Below are 14854 nucleotides of genomic sequence, written 5' to 3' on the forward strand. Positions count from 1 at the left end.
TTCATCGTGCAGGTGTCAGGTAGTGAAAATACGCTTTTCTCTACTCACAACTGGCCTCCTATTTAGGGAAGCGTACACCGCCGTGGCACCGGTGCCCTCGTTGCCGCCCAGACACCAGACCGCCCGCGGCGCCCGCCCGGCGCGCAGCGGCCGGCCCAGCTCGGCCACGGCGTTGACGTGGTGCAGGCCGCGGCCAAAATCGTAGCCCGCTTTCTGGCCGACGGCAATGGCGTCGAGGCGGCCCCGGCCGGCGGCGCGGTGAAAGACGGTGCGGCCGGCGTCGGGCCCAGCGAGCGGGAACCAGTTCCGGGCTGTGCCCTGCAGCCCCGCGCGGGGGATGGGTTGGCCGCAACTGCGGTTGGCGGCGGCCTGCGTGAAGCCGCACCATTCTTGGCCGGGCGCGCCGCCGCCGGCGCGGACAATGGCGTCGACCAGCGGGCCGCGGTTGTACCCGGCCGACTCGCGGGCGCTGAGGCGGGCCGTGAGCCAGGGGAGCGCGCAGGTCTGGGCCTGGAGCTGGCCGCTAACCGCGACCAGCAGGCAAGTAATAACGAATAGCTTTTTCATACGACAAGGGCCGCAAAGAGCAAGGCCGCGGCGGCCCGGATGATGTTGACCAGTTGCACTGAGCTATACTACAAAAAAGCCCCAGTATCACTGGGGCTTTTTCTATTAAGACATGGTACATCCAAAATTTGCTAATTCTCCAAGTTGTCTGCACAACTACTAAAACTAAATAAATATCGCTCAAAATCAGAATCCAGGAAGCTTGGGATTTGGCGGTAGGAAAGTTCTAGCGCCTCACCTTTATAGCAACAGGTTAAACGTTCGTGGTTCACTTGGTCAAGGCAAGTTACAAGTAGCCACTTGTTATTTCCGGCTGAAAACTCACTGTCGCATCCAATAGCATATCTTAGCAAGTCAAGGTTCAGATGAGCTATTCTAAATTCTCCTTGGAACTCATTGTAAACATTTGTTTCATCACTTAAATTAATCAAAACAGGCTTGTCTGAAAGTTCTGGCATAGGCCCTGCTCCGTGTCTCGTTAAATAACTGCGAGTAGTATACACGATTCGCGCCTCATTAACTAAATGCGGCAAATGAGTAAGCAGGAGTTGGATGGCATTTTGAGAAGTTGTGTTGCTTTGGGTAACATGAGGTTGGAAACCGAATTTCTTATCCAGTAGAATGCCTTGTGCTCCTTCAAATATAAATGTCTGCCAAGGATGGCTGGGGCCAAAAATCTCCTCTTCTTTTACGAATTCTACTATTTTACTGTCCAGTAAGGAATTCACCGATTGGATTTGTGAGTAAAAATTAGAATCTTCTCTATCGTGATTGAAGTCGTCAAAATCATAATTTGTTTCATTTGTTATCTTATCCTTGTAATATTCCCTTATGCGTTGCAAAATAGGTGTGAAGAGGGCAGGGCTAAGCAAGTCATTAGCGCAAAGCCTGAGACTTGGCTGAGAATGGCGTTGTACAGTAGCCCCAAATCCTAGCCCGCAGCTTCCATGCCTATTGGTGCTTCTTGTGCTCTCCAGTGCCCGATTGTACAAAATATCGTAGTGTGTCGTTACTGGACAAAGTTCATCCACGAAAAGCTTCGGTTTTATAGGCAAGCTTGCAATTTCAGGTAAGAGAACAGATGGCGCCAAGGTGCAGTGTCTCGACCAGTAAGTAGGCACACCGCGTAAAGTCCCTGCGCCGAGGGTTGAAAATATATGACTTGTTCCATCAGAGGTCACAACTGTGTGACCTGCTTGGTGCCCACCGTTGAAGCGTATTACCAAAGGAGAAGCAGATACACTAGATAAATAATCAGTAGCTAAGCCTTTTCCCTCATCTCCGAAGCCTAAACCAACTACTATAAAAGCGCTTTGGGACGAATTTATTGCCATGACGTCTGATAAATCGCCGTTGAAAAATCCTCGACGATTTCGCAGTCACTACCAATCATCATTGTCAGGTCATGTTCAGTGGTGTTTTCTGCATAGACTACTACTCGCTTACCTAACGCCCTTGCATACCCTATTTCAAACAAGGTGCCTGCATCCAAGCCCGAGGCCACTGCCAACACTACCGATGATTGAGTTATACCATCTAAATCGGGCTTCACTACGTCGTGAGGTGTACCAGGGCCTACATCGTGCATAGGTGAAAATACACGGTTCCCGAACTCTGTAAGCTTGTCTCGCAACTCGTTAATGAGCCAGCGTTCCGCTATTGTGAAAAAAGGCCCAGCTAAGTAAACAATCTGTCCATCTGCTTTGGCCGGGAGGGCCTGCAGAACTGGCAACTCAAGCGGCAAGGGCAACAGCCTGCTCTGACAGTAGTACGCTGTGCAAAGTGATGCTATGCGAGCCGCTTCCCCTGCAGATTTTTTCTCCACCATCCACTGCCAGGCAAAAGCAGCCGAGAATATATCCCCAGAACCGATAGGCCATACCTTATCAGTTTTGAAAAGAGGGATAGAGCAAACTTCTCGTTTATCGAAAGATAAAGCTCCTTTAGAGCCATTCTTAATGATGACAACTTCAGCATTCTCCTTCTCTAACAAAAATTTGCCAACGCTTTCCAAGTCGGCGGACTTGGAAAGTCCAGAGAGTAAGTAGGCTTCGTTGCTATTCAGTACTAGTGCTAGGTGATTTGCTTTAGAGCCTGTTTCTCGCCACGGTACATGGTTTTGTGGGTCATATACTACGTAATTGCCTTCTACAAATACTTTCGCCTCAATCTGTCCGTAAACCAATAAAGCCTCTGCTTTAATTGGCTGCATCAGAAACTTCTCTTCAGCAAGAGCGCTCTCAGGATAAATTACAGGAGTGCTTAGTGGGTGGTAGTAAGTGAAGCTAACCGTGCTATCTATTACTTCAAAACTAGCTTGAAAACCAAATGCATTTGCAACAGAATTGGCTACTTCGACATAGTCTTGACCAACGCAGCTTATAAACTTAAGCTGCGTTACATTTCGGGATAATGCAGCCGCAGCTCGCATACCGGAACCGTATAGTTCTTGAGATTCTGGCTCTATACACAGTTCCAGGTACGTGCCTCCAACGATAGTAAGCTCAGGCTTCATGTGTTTAACTAGCCTTTACAGCAACTGTGCACAAATCACCATTCAGTTCTAGTACCTTAGCGCTAAATAGCTTATCATTCCGTAAGCACGAGGTTAATTCTGTGATTCTGAGAGATATTATTGTTCCACAAATTTCGCCCTCGTCATTGTAAACTTTGGGAACGTTGTTGTCCAATTTAACCTCATATAAATTCTCTCTTACAAGCTTGCTAAGCGCAGGCTGCTGTACGTCTTGTAGCCCAGCCGTGAAGCTTAATTCTGAACACTTGTCAACTCCTGGCCCATCAGGAAGAGACTTTACCTTTGCTACATACTGCGTTACTACTGGGTCTTTTCTTTTTGACATTAATTTTCAGTTAAAGTTGAATTATTTATTACTTAAACACACAGCCGTTCCTCCTTCGAAACCGCTTGAGTCTGAAGGCATATAGGCATCTTGCTTCACCCGTTGGAATAAATTGTCCACCCAACCTTTGCCTTGATTATTACGCCATCTCCCAAAACCGAATTCTGTTGCTGAATCTAAATAGATTAGGACAGCGCCATCGCATTCAAATCGGCGGACGAATTCTTTTAGTACTTGTTCGTCAGTTAAGTTTTCGGGTGATTGCCGTGTCTTTGCCATGGTGTGAGAAGTATAAGGCCATTAGTTTTTGATTGACCAAATATATGCAGACAGCCTCGGGCAACTTAGAAAGGCAAGTTCTATCCTTTCGCCAAAGCAAGTGAGCCGTAAATGTGCCAGACCTCATGCTGTTTTCCTAATATTATTACCTGATTTAAAATAATTATTTTGGGAATAACAATGTTTTTTCATCCCAAAATGAGAGTGATTCTTTAGAATATTTGGTATATAGCAACTTGGCAAAACATACGGTTGACCTTTAGAAATACAGACTGAATGCCCCGCTTTCTTATGGTGAGTTACCTACAAGAAAAGACAGGCCCGGCCGTTGAGCGCGAAACCTTCCCGCCCATGCGCCCCAATCCTCCCATCCGGTACTACCGCGTCGTCGAACGCCTGCTCAACCGCCGCATCACTTTATGCCGGGACGAGCCCGATGGCGGCTACCACCTCGTGTTCGAAATTTGTCTGAGCAGGCAGGACGCGGCCGAGCACGACGCGTCGCAGGCAGCCGACGGCCGGGCCACCGTGGCATTGCGCGGCGGCCGTATCCTGGTCACCCGCCTGGCGCTGACCAACGAAGCGATTGGCGTGCTCTCCCGCCTCTACCTGCACCACGAGAAGTGCGCTGCCGAGCGCCAGAAGGAGCGCAACCGCCGCCAGCAGCTCATTGCCTCCCGCCTGGCCGCGCTGGAGGAAGCCGCGCTCAATGCTGAGCTGCGCACCTCGGAGCCAAACCCGCCGACCACCCCGACACCGCCCGCTGCCAAGCCACTCCGCAAGCCCTATACGCGCCGCAAGTAGGAGAGGAACCCCAGTAGCTATCCAACTGCCGGGGGCTTGACTGGTCTCGGCACTCCGCCACCTGCTGACCCCTTGGTAAAAACTTTTAACCCATTGGGAAACAGGTAATATGCTGGCCGGAGCACCGTTGGCACCGCTAGTCCCGAGTTCGGGGACTTCACCCGTGGAACCCTGCGGCCCAAGCATCCAGCCGCGATGCCCCGATTGGGAGTATAGCCCCCGTCTCTTACTTTTTATTTTCGTAGCTCATGCCTTTTCCCGAAGAAAACCCGCGCCGCTCGTTTGTCAAGCAATCCGTTTCGGCGGCGCTGACCCTGGGCGTGGGCGTGCCCGTTGTGGCCGCCCTGTTAAACTCCTTTCCCGCCGAGGCCGCCGAGGGCAACGCCCCGCTGCTGAGCGGCGCGCCCGTGGCCGCCACGGAAAAGGAGTTCCGGCAAGGCGTGATTGGGCCCGCCGAGCTCTCGCTGGCCACCAGCCAGATTGCCTCCACCAAGGCCACGCAAAAGAACGCCAAGGAGTTTGCCGGTTTTGAACTGACCGAAGCCATCGCCGTGACCACAGTGCTCAAGGACCTGGGTACGCCCGTGCCCGCCCCGGACGCCAAGGCCCAGGCCACGCTCGCCAAAATCAAGAACACGCCCGCTGGCGCCGCATTCGATAAAGCCTACATTCAGGCCCAACTCGAAAACCACGAGTTTCTGCGCGACCTGGCTCAAAACTACCTGAAGAATTCCGCGGGCAAAACCACCCCCGCCGAGAGTCAGGGCCGGCACTTGGCGACGCTGGCCCTGGCCACGTTCAAAGAGCACGTGGCCATCACCAAGCGCATTCTGGGCGAACTGGGCGCGTAGCACCGGGGCGTCCAGGCCCGCAACGTAAAGCCCCGCCCTCACCCAGCGGGGCTTTTTCGTGGCTTGTCTCTTGAAAAGCGGTGCGGTTCCACTTATCAGAATTGACGCAGTAATAGAGCTTTGCCTGCGGAGAACCGCTTTTGACCCGTCCATGCATCCGCCGCATCCGTCACCGAACAAAGCCGCCGCGCCGTTCAGGTAGCCCTGCGCATCGCCCAGGGCACGGCGCTGGAGCCGCAGGCCTACGAGCAGCTGCTGCTCGGTCAATTCATCCGCGGGGTGCTGGCCCTCGACCAAGTCGTGGAGCACCTCGAAGGGCAGCCATGAGTCCTATTTTGGGACAAAAAAGCAGCATTGTCTGCCTGGCGGCCCCGCAGGGGAGTTGGCGTGGGCGTCGCCAAAACCAATTTGGGAATGACAAAACCTAAGCCGTATGGTGGCGTTAGTAGGTTCAGATTCAGGTCGTCACGAGCTTGTCTTGGCTCCGACCGACTGGCTTTGTGCCACCACCGGCCCCGTGGGCTGGGCGGGCATCAGCACGGCTGTTGGGTCCCTGCCGAACCATCGGCGCGTCGGCCGGTCCCCGGTCGGCAACTTTCTCACCCCCCGTGAAAGCTATTTATTTCTTTGCCCGCCGCTTTGCCTCGGCGCGGGCCACATGCCTGTTGCTGGCCGCTGGCCTGCTCAGCTCCCCGGCCTCTTTTGGCCAGGTTGTACCCCCCGCGATAGGCCGCGCGTCCAGCTTTGCCCTGTTCACCGCCGTGGGCGCCTTCAACAACGTGGGGCCGTCCGTCGTGCTGGGCGACATCGGCACCAACGCCGGCGCGTTCAGCGGGTTTCCCCTGGGCGTCGTCACGACTGGCAGCATCCACGTTGCCGATACCGAGGCCACGCAAGCCGCTACCGACGTGGAAACGGCCTATACCTACGCGGCGGGCATCCCGAACGCGGTGCCGCTGACCGTTTACGGCGGCACCCCGCAGCAAATTCTGACGCCCGGTGCCTACGTCGTGGGCGCGGCCACCACGCTGACCGGCAACCTGATTCTCGACGCCCAGAACGACCCGAACGCCGTGTTTTTCCTGCGGGTGAGCGGGGCCCTGACCACGGCCGCGGGCTCGACCGTGACCCTGGCCGGGGGCGCGCTGGCCAGCAACGTGTACTGGCAGGTCGGGGGCCTGCTCATCCTGGGCCAGAACTCCGTAATGCGCGGTACGCTACTGGTCGACGGCGGCATCAACCTCATCGAAGGGGCCACTTTGCTGGGCCGGGGATTGTCCCGGAGCGGGGCCATTAACATGGACACCAACGTGGTGAACGGGTTTGTGGCCGGTGCCCCGTTGCCCGTGACGCTGGTGCGGTTCTCGGCCACTTTGCGGCAGGACCAGCGCGTGCTGCTGCAGTGGGCCACCGCCAGCGAAACCACCAGCCGCAGCTTTGCCGTGGAGCGCAGCGCGACCGGCACCACGGGCTGGGAAACGGTGGCCTTGCTCGCCGCGGCGGGCACCAGCACGGCTCCGAAGAATTACCAGGCGCTGGACGAGCGCGTCGTGACCGGCCGGTGCTATTACCGCCTGCGCAGCACCGACCTCGACGGCACGTTCGCGCTGAGCCCCCTGCGTACCGTCTCCGCCCAGGCTGCGCTGGAGCAGGCCCAACTGTTCCCCAATCCGGTTGCCCAGACGCTGACCGTGACCGGGGTGCAGCCCGGCAGCCGCCTTACGTTGCTGGACATGGCCGGCAGAACCCAGCAGCAGCAAGTAGCCAGCGAGGCCGGAATTGAACAAGTAGCGACTAGCGAGTTACTGGTGGGCAGCTACCTGCTGAAAGTGGTTTCGGCATCGGGCATCGCCACCACTTTGAGGCTGCAAAAGCAGTAGACAAGGCGCCTGTGGCGGTGGTGGCCCGAGCCCGTGCAGGCCTTAAACACCGTGAGTAGAGAAGCCCCGCCCACTAAGCGGGGCTTTTTCTTTCCCTACTTTTCACACGAAACGACCGCGGTGGCCGTTGTGCCTCTTTCTGCTCCTTATGGTCGGTTCTTCCTTCATCCTGTTTCAAAAAAACGGCACACGCGCGTTGCTAAACGTTGCTCAGATAACCTACGCCTCTGACAGGGACGTACGCTTAACGGCGGAGAACAGGACTTTTTATAGCGAATTCCTCCCTGAACAAGAAATTGCTTATATTATTGAGGTGGAGTTTACGGACACGCGCCCTATAAAATACTTGTATGACAAGAAAGAGGAGCGTGACGAAATGTTAAGCAAACTCATCACAGCATTCACACCTTTTATCACAATCGATAGCCCTCCTGGGCTACCACTGACCTGGCCCGAAGTAGCACTTCAGGAGCCTAAGTCAAAGGCAGTGTACAAAAGATACACCGCCGAGGAAATAGACCACGCGATGGCTATGCTGAAAGTCCGCGAACAGACGCCGCCACCCACCCCCAAGCCACCCCGCAAGCCCCGAGCTAAGAAAGGGGAGGAGTAGCAGAGAAGCCCTACTCCCAATGCCATACGCCTGACAGGGCTCGGGACTTCCGGCGCTGCCCTTGTCCGGCGGCTGCCGGTCCCGCCGCGGTCGCAATCCCGATTCCTGCCGCTGCTTTCGCGGGGTGAAAAGCATCGCTTGCCCAGCTGCGGGCCCCATCTGCCGGGTTCCTTGCCCGGGTTGTCGAAAATTCCCGTAGGTTGGACTCCTCCACGTTTCCTGCCCGAATGCCTTCCGTTGAAGAAGAATTGGTGCGTCGCCTGCTGGCCCGCGATGGCCGCGCCATGACCGAATTTTACCAGCTTTACCACGCGGCGTTGTGTGCCGCCGTGCGGCGTCTCCTCCGCAACGCCCACACCGCCGAGGACGTGGTGCAGGTGGGTATGCTCAAGGTCTGGCAAGGCATTGCTTTGTATGACCCGGCCCAGGGGCGCTTGTTCACTTGGGCGGCCAGAATCTGCTGCAATTCTGCTATCGACTACTTGCGCACCGGCCGCCATCAACTCGCGACCCGCACCGGCGGACTCGACAACGCAGGGGCGCACGCCCTCGCCGTGTCCGGCTTTCAACCCGACCACATCGGGGTCGCGGACCTGCTACAGGGCCTCCGCCCGGAATACCGCCAGGTGATGGATTTAGTGTATTTGCAGGGCTATACCCAGCTGGAAGCGGCCGAGCTCCTAAACGTACCCTTGGGCACCGTCAAGACTTGGATGGGCCGCTCGAGGGAGCTGCTGGGCCGAATGCCCTTGTAAGTGTGCGGTACTTGTCAAAGCAAAAGACAAGTTAATGGTCGTATTGTGTTACATTTATAGCCCAACTTTCCGAAACAAAACGTTCTAGGTATGAGTTTATTAACTCAATCAGTCCGCTATGCGGGCCCTCGTCCCAACCCGGAAATGACCCAGGACTTTAGTTTGTGGAAGCACCAGGTGCGCCAGGCCATCCGCGGCCTCAGCACTTTTGAGCCGCCGTTCGGCCAGGGGTTCCGCGCCGCGCTGCATGCCCTCTACATCGAGAGCCACTTCGTCGAGTTCATGGCTGCGCAGGGCTGGCGCCAGGCCGGGCTGGGCGAGGAAGCCGGAGCGGTGCTACTGAACTTGCAAACCCAACTAAACGACTACGACGAGCCCGACACCGACGTGGCCGTCCTGGCCGACCCCCGCTGGTGGGCCATCCTCGGCGTGGTGCTACAAGCGGCGGCGTTGCTGGGGGGAGATGATTGCCAGGTATATCGTCCGCGGCCGCACCGATGAAAATACGTCGGTGGTATCTTCGCTGACATGAAGCTCACCTACCGCCAAGTCCTTTCCCGCCCCGACGCCGACGGCCGCTGCCGCGTGGTACTCGACGTGGCCTGGGACGGGCAGCGGGCCAAGCTGGTCACCGGCGTGAGCTGCCGGCCGGCCCACTTTAGCCCCGAGGCCCGGCAGGTGGTCATGCGCAAAGACCCCGACGCCACGCGCCTCAACAACGAACTGGCCAAAGTGGAAACGGCCGTCAACGCCGTCTTCACCCTGGCCTCGGCCGAATCCCGGCCCGTCACCGAGGCCGAACTCTTGGCCGCCGCCCGCGCGGCCCTCGGCAAGAAGCCCGCCGGCAAGCGCGCCGCGGTGGAGGTACCCGTGGCCACCACCCCCCAAGACTTTTATGCGCTGTGGCAGACCGAAAACCCCGGCCAGACCTACAACAGCGCCCGCCGCTACCGGCAGGTGGTGGGCCACCTCGAAGCCTACCACCCGGCCTGGCCGGTGCTGGCCCTCACCCGCAAAGACCTGCTCGACTACCTGGCCCACCTGGCCGCGCTGGGTTTGGTCGACAGCACCGTGAGCAAGCACATCAAATTCCTGCGGGAGTGCTTCCGCTTGGGCGGCAAGGTGCTGCCCGCCTGGCTGAAAATCAAAACCCGCTACGGACGCGCCCCCGCCCTGCAGCCGGCCGAGCTGCGCGCGCTCATGGCCCTGGAGTTGACCGACGACGACCTGCGCGAGGAAGCGGCCCTGTTCACGTTCCAAACGCTGCTCCTGCTGCGCGACTCCGACCTGCGGGCCCTGCGCCCCCACCATGTCGCCCCCGTCGATTTGCCGGGCTATCCGGCCACGCCGGTGCTCGGCTTTCACCAGGCCAAAACCGGTGACGAGGTGCGCCTGCCGCTCCCGCCCGCCGCGGCCGCCATCTGGCAACGGTGGGCGGGCCGCCCGCCCATCCCGGCGCAACAGGAGCGCAGCCGGCGCATGAAGCAACTGGCCCGCATGGCCAAACTCACGCGGCCCTTTGTGCGGGTGCGCTACGTGCGCAACGAGCCGGTTGAAACCGTGCTGCCCCTCTACAAAGTGGTCAGCACCCACACGGCCCGCCACACGGGGGCCGACATGGTCATGCTCGGTTCCGGTGGGGATTCCAACCTGAAGGAAAAGGCGCTGGGCCACGCCGGCGTTTACGGGCACGACGCCCTCGAACGCTACGGCCCGGCGCTGCTCAAGGCCTGGGAGAAGGTGCTGGGTGCAGTGGGTGCAACCGAAAAAAATGCACCCACTTTGCCCGGTATCGTGCACCAGGCCGTGCCAAGCCAGGGCGGGGGCGGGGTGCTGATTCGGCGGGTTTCTTACCGCTGAGCCGTGTGCGCTATCAAAAGGCTGACACCAAGTGGGCCCACGAAACCCCTCTCTGCGCACTGCAGAGAGGGGTTTTTATTTTTGGACAACAGAACGCACAACGGACTTTGCTGGCTGATAAGGCTCTAAGGATGTTTTGATGAATTATCAAGCAGGGCTATTAAACTCAAAACAAAGTCCTGATTACCCAACAGTTTCTCTATCCGCTCATTGCCTTTTTCGATGAAACACCTGCTACTCCAGGCAGCCTTCCTCACGCTCGCCTTTACGTTGCCGCGCCCTTCGGGGGCGGCGCTTCCCCGGGGTAATGCTGTGTGTCGCGGGCTGCTGGGGATGCCTTGATACTGACGACACCTGACGCTTGGGCCTCCGTAACCGATTGACGCCAGCCGTGGCCTGCCGTTCAGGGGGAGATATCTTATCTTGTGCCCTACTATTACCGCCACCCACCGCTAATTCCATTCTTTGCATGGCTTCAGCCCAACACTTCGTGGATTTCATCCTGGACCAGCTTAATGCTTCCGGGCAGGTCACGGCCCGGAAAATGTTCGGTGAATACGGCCTCTATTTCGGGGAAAAGCTGTTTGCGCTGGTCTGCGACAATAAGCTGTACGTCAAGCCCACCGCAGCCGGCCGGGCGTACCTGGCTAACGTCGTGGAGGCGGCCCCTTATCCCGGGGCCAAGCCGAGCTTCTTGATTGAGGAAGGCTTGGAAGACCGTGATTGGCTGAAGAAATTGGTGACCGTGACCGTGGAAGAACTGCCGGACCCCAAGCCGAAGAAGACCCGAGCGAAGAAAGGAGGGGCGTAGAGGCGAAGCCTACTTGGCGAGCCCTTTCATTGGTAGCTTTCCGATATGAAAAGTCTACTCCTGTTCTGCGTGCTGCTGTGGAGCTACTCGGTGCAGGGGCAGACGTGGAAGAGTTGGGCCGGCAAGCTGCCCGTAAATGCAGAGAATAAGCTAATAGCGTATCGGGGCCGTGTGGTTGTTCCTGGCGCCTCCGCCGCCACATTGCAGCACTGCGCTGAGAAGTACATGGTGGAGGTAGCGCACATGGAACCCGCCTATGCTGCAGCGGATGGGCCGGTAGCCTTTATTGGTTTTGGCCATGAGGGAGATATTAACTATGAGCTGGTTATCTCGTCGGCGCAGGGTGGCTATTCCTACATGCTTGTCCACTTTGAGTATGTTGCCCGTAGCGGCGAAGCTTTTGCTGAAGAAGGAATAACGCCATTGTATGAACGCATTCCAGTTGAGGAGATATTACGGCAAGAAAAACAACAAGCAACTGCTGGCTGGCAAGAATGGCAAACCAAAATAACGACTGCCGCTAAGCTAATAATCGAGCAGATGCAGGCCGCGATGAAGCAGTGAGAGGAAAAGCCCTGTCCACCCCAAGCGGAGCTTTTTCACGCCCACGCCCCGGGCAAGGAACAAAGGAGGGCAGCCGCCGAGCATACTTGTCCTTGCCGCATCCTTATGTGAGCAGATGCGCCGGGCAGGAACTGGCCTTCGTGCCCGGCGCGGGCAACAGCGCTAGCGCCCAAGCTTAAGCCTACTCCGACGCCGCGTCCGCGGCTGCTTACTACCGCCTGCGCCAGCAGGATGTCGAGGGGCCGGGCACGTACTCGCCGGTTCGTGGCCGGGCCCGGGGCCGTTGCGGCCCTCCCCACGCTGTACCCCAATCCGGTGCCTCACGGGGCAACGGTGCGGCTGGACGGGGCCGCCCCCGCCGGCCCGTTGCCGCTGTTTGACGCCCAAGGGCGGCTGGTGCGGGTATACCCGGCTGGGGCCACGGTGTTCGAAACCGCTGGCCTGGCCGCCGGCCTCTACCTGCTGCAAACCGGTGCTGCCGCTCAGCGCCTGGTGGTAGAATAACGCAACGGCAGCTTTGCAGCGGGGCAAACAGGGGGCAGTCAGTAGAAGCGGATGAGTAGGGAATGTGGTGCGGCGCGGCATTGCTGCGGCGGCATTACGGCAACTGCCCGGCCTGCAAAAGGTGGCGTTAAACCCTTGGCAAAATGGGGACTCTAACCACACGAAGCGCCTCGTATAGGAGGCCGTTATTCTCACTCATCCTTCCTTTTTTTATGAACACTCGCCCGTATGCCTTCGCCGTTGCCTTGCTCGCAACCGTCCACCTGACCGATTCCCACGCCCAGACCCGCACCCCCGGCGTGAATGCCCGCCAAGCCCGGCAGGAAGCCCGCATCAACCGCGGGGTTGCCACGGGCCAACTCAACGCCCGCGAAGCCGCCCGGTTGCAGGGCCGCGAGGCTGGCTTGCAGGCCGAAAAGCGGGCCATGAAAGCCGACGGGGTGGTGACCCCGCAGGAGCGCCAAGACCTGCGCCGCACCGAAAACCGCAACAGCCGCGCAATTCACCGGCAGAAGCACGACGGCCAGGTGCGCTAACCGGCAGCGCGCAAGAACTGCTCTCCAAAGCCCCGCCCTCACCCGGCGGGGCTTTTTCTTTCCCTTGGTACCCGAAACCACCGCGGGGGCCGTTGTGCGCGAAGCCTTCTCGCCCATGCGCCTCACGCCCCCCGTCCGGTATTCCAGAATCGTCGAGCGCCTGCTCAACCGCCGCCTCAGCCTGAGCCGAAACGAGTCCCAAGGGGCTACCACTTGCTCTTCAAAACCTGCCTGAGCCAGAAGGACACGGCCGAGTGCGTGGAAGACGCCGCGGCGAAGGGCATCCCAGTCTCGGCGCTGCGGGGCGCCCGCATCCTAGTCACGCAACTGCGGCTCTCCAACGAGGCCATGCGCGTCCTGTGCGGCCGCAGCACCACGAGAAATGCGCCACCGGACGCTGGACACTTTACGTTGGCCTTGCGGACGCGACCGGGGAAGGCCGCTCGTCAGGCAACGTTACAAATTAGCTTCAGTGCCGTGGTGGGGTTGCAAACGCCTAAACGCCCAAGTGCCAGCCCGGGCAAAGAGCCCGCCGTGGCGGTTAGTCTGGTGCGGGTTTGGAAGGAGGACGGGGCGTTGGCTTGTGTCTTGCGCTGCGACAACCCCGTGGCGAGTTTGGCCCAGGCGCGGGAAAAAGCCTGTCATTATGCCACCCGCTGGCTCATCGAAGGGTTTCACAAAGCCTTGAAGACGGAGCTGGGGGCCGAGCGCCTGCAACTGCGCACGGCCCACCGTCTGTTTGCGGCAGTAGCATTGCTGGACGTGGTGTCCTGCGCTGGTGGACCTGCGCGAACGACGGCCTTTAGCACTGTGCGGCAGTTCTGTGGCGTCAATGCAACTCCTTAACGTGGAAACCCGCCCTTTGGCTACCAGAACCAAAATCAAGGCACCCTAACGATTTAGCGTAATTCTTTGTCCAACTACTCGCACAAATCCAAAATGGTAAAATATATCATAGTGTCACTCTTTCTTGTAATTGGACAAACTACAGTATTGGCTCAAAACCCTGAAAGAGTAACTATTGACAGCACACATTACTACTTTAAAATTGTGCCGAAGTCAAAACCAAGTGGAATGATTATTATTCTTCACGGTGGGGCAGAAGATGCAGAAGGAGTGATGAATCAAATCACACTAGATAAAATTGCCGTTAAAAATAATTTTATTGTTATTTTTCCAAACATTGAGGATGACGACTTTAAAATGACAGTGTCACAGAAAATATTAGATATTGTTGCCAAACAAATAGTTGAGAAGTACCAGGTGCCGAAGGATAGGATATTCCTTGGTGGACTTTCAGGCGGTGGAATGCAGACAATAACGTACACGGAAAGAGCAATCAGAGACAAAAAAACTTATTTTGTACCTAAAGCAATTTTTGCACTTGACCCACCGCTTGACTATGAAAATATGTATTATCGTTATCAACGGGAAGTAGAAAGAAACTTTTCAGAAGTCGGCGTAAACGAAGCAAAATTGTTGTTAGAAGAGATAGGGAAAAATTTAGGAGGCACACCTGAAACAGCGAAAGAGGAATACATCAAAAATTCAATGTTTTCTTATCGACAAAAAGATGGTGGAAATGCCAAGTATTTGCTAACTATTCCTGTTAGGATTTATACCGAACCAGGAGTGGAATGGCAGTTAAAAAACAGGCGAAGAGATTTGTATGACTTGAACTGTGCAGATATTTCAGCAATGATAAACTTACTGCAACTGAAAGGGAACAAGAGCGCTGATATTGTAGTGACTCATGACAAAGGAGTAAGGCCGAATGGAATGAAACATCCTCATTCTTGGTCAATTATGGACTCAAAAAATTGCATGGCTTGGATTGTAAAACAGCTTGAATAAGGCTGTTGCCGTAGTTGAAAGGAAGCTCCGAAAGGCACAGTGGCTGTTGCAGAAGTAGGCGAGAGGTAAGCGGTATCTTAGGTCTATGCAAGGGCACAAGCAGTTCACCGACAGA

At 56.9% G+C, this 14854-nt stretch carries 17 protein-coding genes; 13 read left to right on the top strand and 4 right to left on the bottom strand.

Going from position 1 to position 14854, the window contains the following annotated elements; translation table 11 throughout:
- Positions 1-15: 15 nt before the first annotated feature.
- The 4 genes from Q5H92_RS26510 to Q5H92_RS26525 all read right to left on the bottom strand — a co-directional run bounded on the left by Q5H92_RS26510 (position 16) and on the right by Q5H92_RS26525 (position 3707).
- Entirely contained in the window at positions 16-567 is a 552-nt protein-coding gene (locus tag Q5H92_RS26510) for a hypothetical protein (RefSeq protein ID WP_305014598.1), read from the bottom strand.
- Positions 568-698: 131 nt separating this feature from the next.
- Entirely contained in the window at positions 699-1901 is a 1203-nt protein-coding gene (locus Q5H92_RS26515; RefSeq protein ID WP_305014599.1) for an adenylosuccinate synthetase, read from the bottom strand.
- Positions 1892-3082, bottom strand: a complete 1191-nt coding sequence (locus Q5H92_RS26520; protein ID WP_305014600.1) for a PfkB family carbohydrate kinase — start codon at positions 3080-3082, stop codon at positions 1892-1894. Before Q5H92_RS26520 ends, Q5H92_RS26515 begins: the two co-directional genes overlap by 10 nt.
- A 367-nt stretch (positions 3083-3449) precedes the next feature.
- On the bottom strand, positions 3450-3707 hold the full coding sequence (locus Q5H92_RS26525) for a hypothetical protein (protein ID WP_305014601.1): 258 nt from the start codon (positions 3705-3707) through the stop codon (positions 3450-3452).
- Positions 3708-3983: 276 nt separating this feature from the next.
- Between Q5H92_RS26525 and Q5H92_RS26530 the strand changes: the two genes are divergently transcribed.
- The 13 genes from Q5H92_RS26530 (at position 3984) to Q5H92_RS26590 (ending at position 14739) form a co-directional block, all read left to right on the top strand.
- A complete protein-coding gene (locus tag Q5H92_RS26530; RefSeq protein ID WP_305014602.1) occupies positions 3984-4511 on the top strand; it encodes a hypothetical protein in 528 nt (175 codons plus the stop codon).
- Between the two features lie 248 nt (positions 4512-4759).
- Positions 4760-5362, top strand: coding sequence for a DUF4142 domain-containing protein (locus tag Q5H92_RS26535; protein ID WP_305014603.1), 603 nt, complete (start codon positions 4760-4762; stop codon positions 5360-5362).
- Between the two features lie 608 nt (positions 5363-5970).
- Positions 5971-7242, top strand: a complete 1272-nt coding sequence (locus tag Q5H92_RS26540) for an ice-binding family protein (protein WP_305014604.1) — start codon at positions 5971-5973, stop codon at positions 7240-7242.
- Positions 7243-7390: 148 nt separating this feature from the next.
- Positions 7391-7855 carry a hypothetical protein gene (locus Q5H92_RS26545; RefSeq protein WP_305014605.1) on the top strand — a complete coding sequence of 155 codons (465 nt, stop codon included), beginning with the start codon at positions 7391-7393 and terminating at the stop codon, positions 7853-7855.
- 227 nt (positions 7856-8082) lie between these two features.
- Positions 8083-8610, top strand: a complete 528-nt coding sequence (locus Q5H92_RS26550; RefSeq protein WP_305014606.1) for an RNA polymerase sigma factor — start codon at positions 8083-8085, stop codon at positions 8608-8610.
- Between the two features lie 144 nt (positions 8611-8754).
- Positions 8755-9111: a hypothetical protein gene (locus tag Q5H92_RS26555; RefSeq protein ID WP_305014607.1), complete on the top strand. Its 357-nt coding sequence runs from the start codon at positions 8755-8757 to the stop codon at positions 9109-9111.
- A gap of 27 nt (positions 9112-9138) precedes the next feature.
- Positions 9139-10470, top strand: coding sequence for a hypothetical protein (locus Q5H92_RS26560; RefSeq protein ID WP_305014608.1), 1332 nt, complete (start codon positions 9139-9141; stop codon positions 10468-10470).
- A 490-nt stretch (positions 10471-10960) separates the two neighbouring features.
- Positions 10961-11281, top strand: a complete 321-nt coding sequence (locus Q5H92_RS26565) for a TfoX/Sxy family protein (protein WP_305014609.1) — start codon at positions 10961-10963, stop codon at positions 11279-11281.
- A 45-nt stretch (positions 11282-11326) separates the two neighbouring features.
- On the top strand, positions 11327-11845 hold the full coding sequence (locus Q5H92_RS26570; protein ID WP_305014610.1) for a hypothetical protein: 519 nt from the start codon (positions 11327-11329) through the stop codon (positions 11843-11845).
- Between the two features lie 264 nt (positions 11846-12109).
- Positions 12110-12349 (top strand): T9SS type A sorting domain-containing protein, encoded by a 240-nt coding sequence (locus Q5H92_RS26575; protein ID WP_305014611.1) that lies wholly within the window; start codon positions 12110-12112, stop codon positions 12347-12349.
- A 212-nt stretch (positions 12350-12561) separates the two neighbouring features.
- Positions 12562-12885, top strand: a complete 324-nt coding sequence (locus tag Q5H92_RS26580; RefSeq protein ID WP_305014612.1) for a hypothetical protein — start codon at positions 12562-12564, stop codon at positions 12883-12885.
- Between the two features lie 213 nt (positions 12886-13098).
- Positions 13099-13731, top strand: a complete 633-nt coding sequence (locus Q5H92_RS26585) for a hypothetical protein (RefSeq protein ID WP_305014613.1) — start codon at positions 13099-13101, stop codon at positions 13729-13731.
- A gap of 93 nt (positions 13732-13824) precedes the next feature.
- A complete protein-coding gene (locus tag Q5H92_RS26590; protein WP_305014614.1) occupies positions 13825-14739 on the top strand; it encodes an alpha/beta hydrolase family protein in 915 nt (304 codons plus the stop codon).
- Positions 14740-14854 lie beyond the last annotated feature (115 nt).

The sequence above is a fragment of the Hymenobacter mellowenesis genome (assembly GCF_030581005.1).
In the GTDB taxonomy this organism is placed as follows: Bacteria; Bacteroidota; Bacteroidia; order Cytophagales; family Hymenobacteraceae; genus Hymenobacter; species Hymenobacter mellowenesis.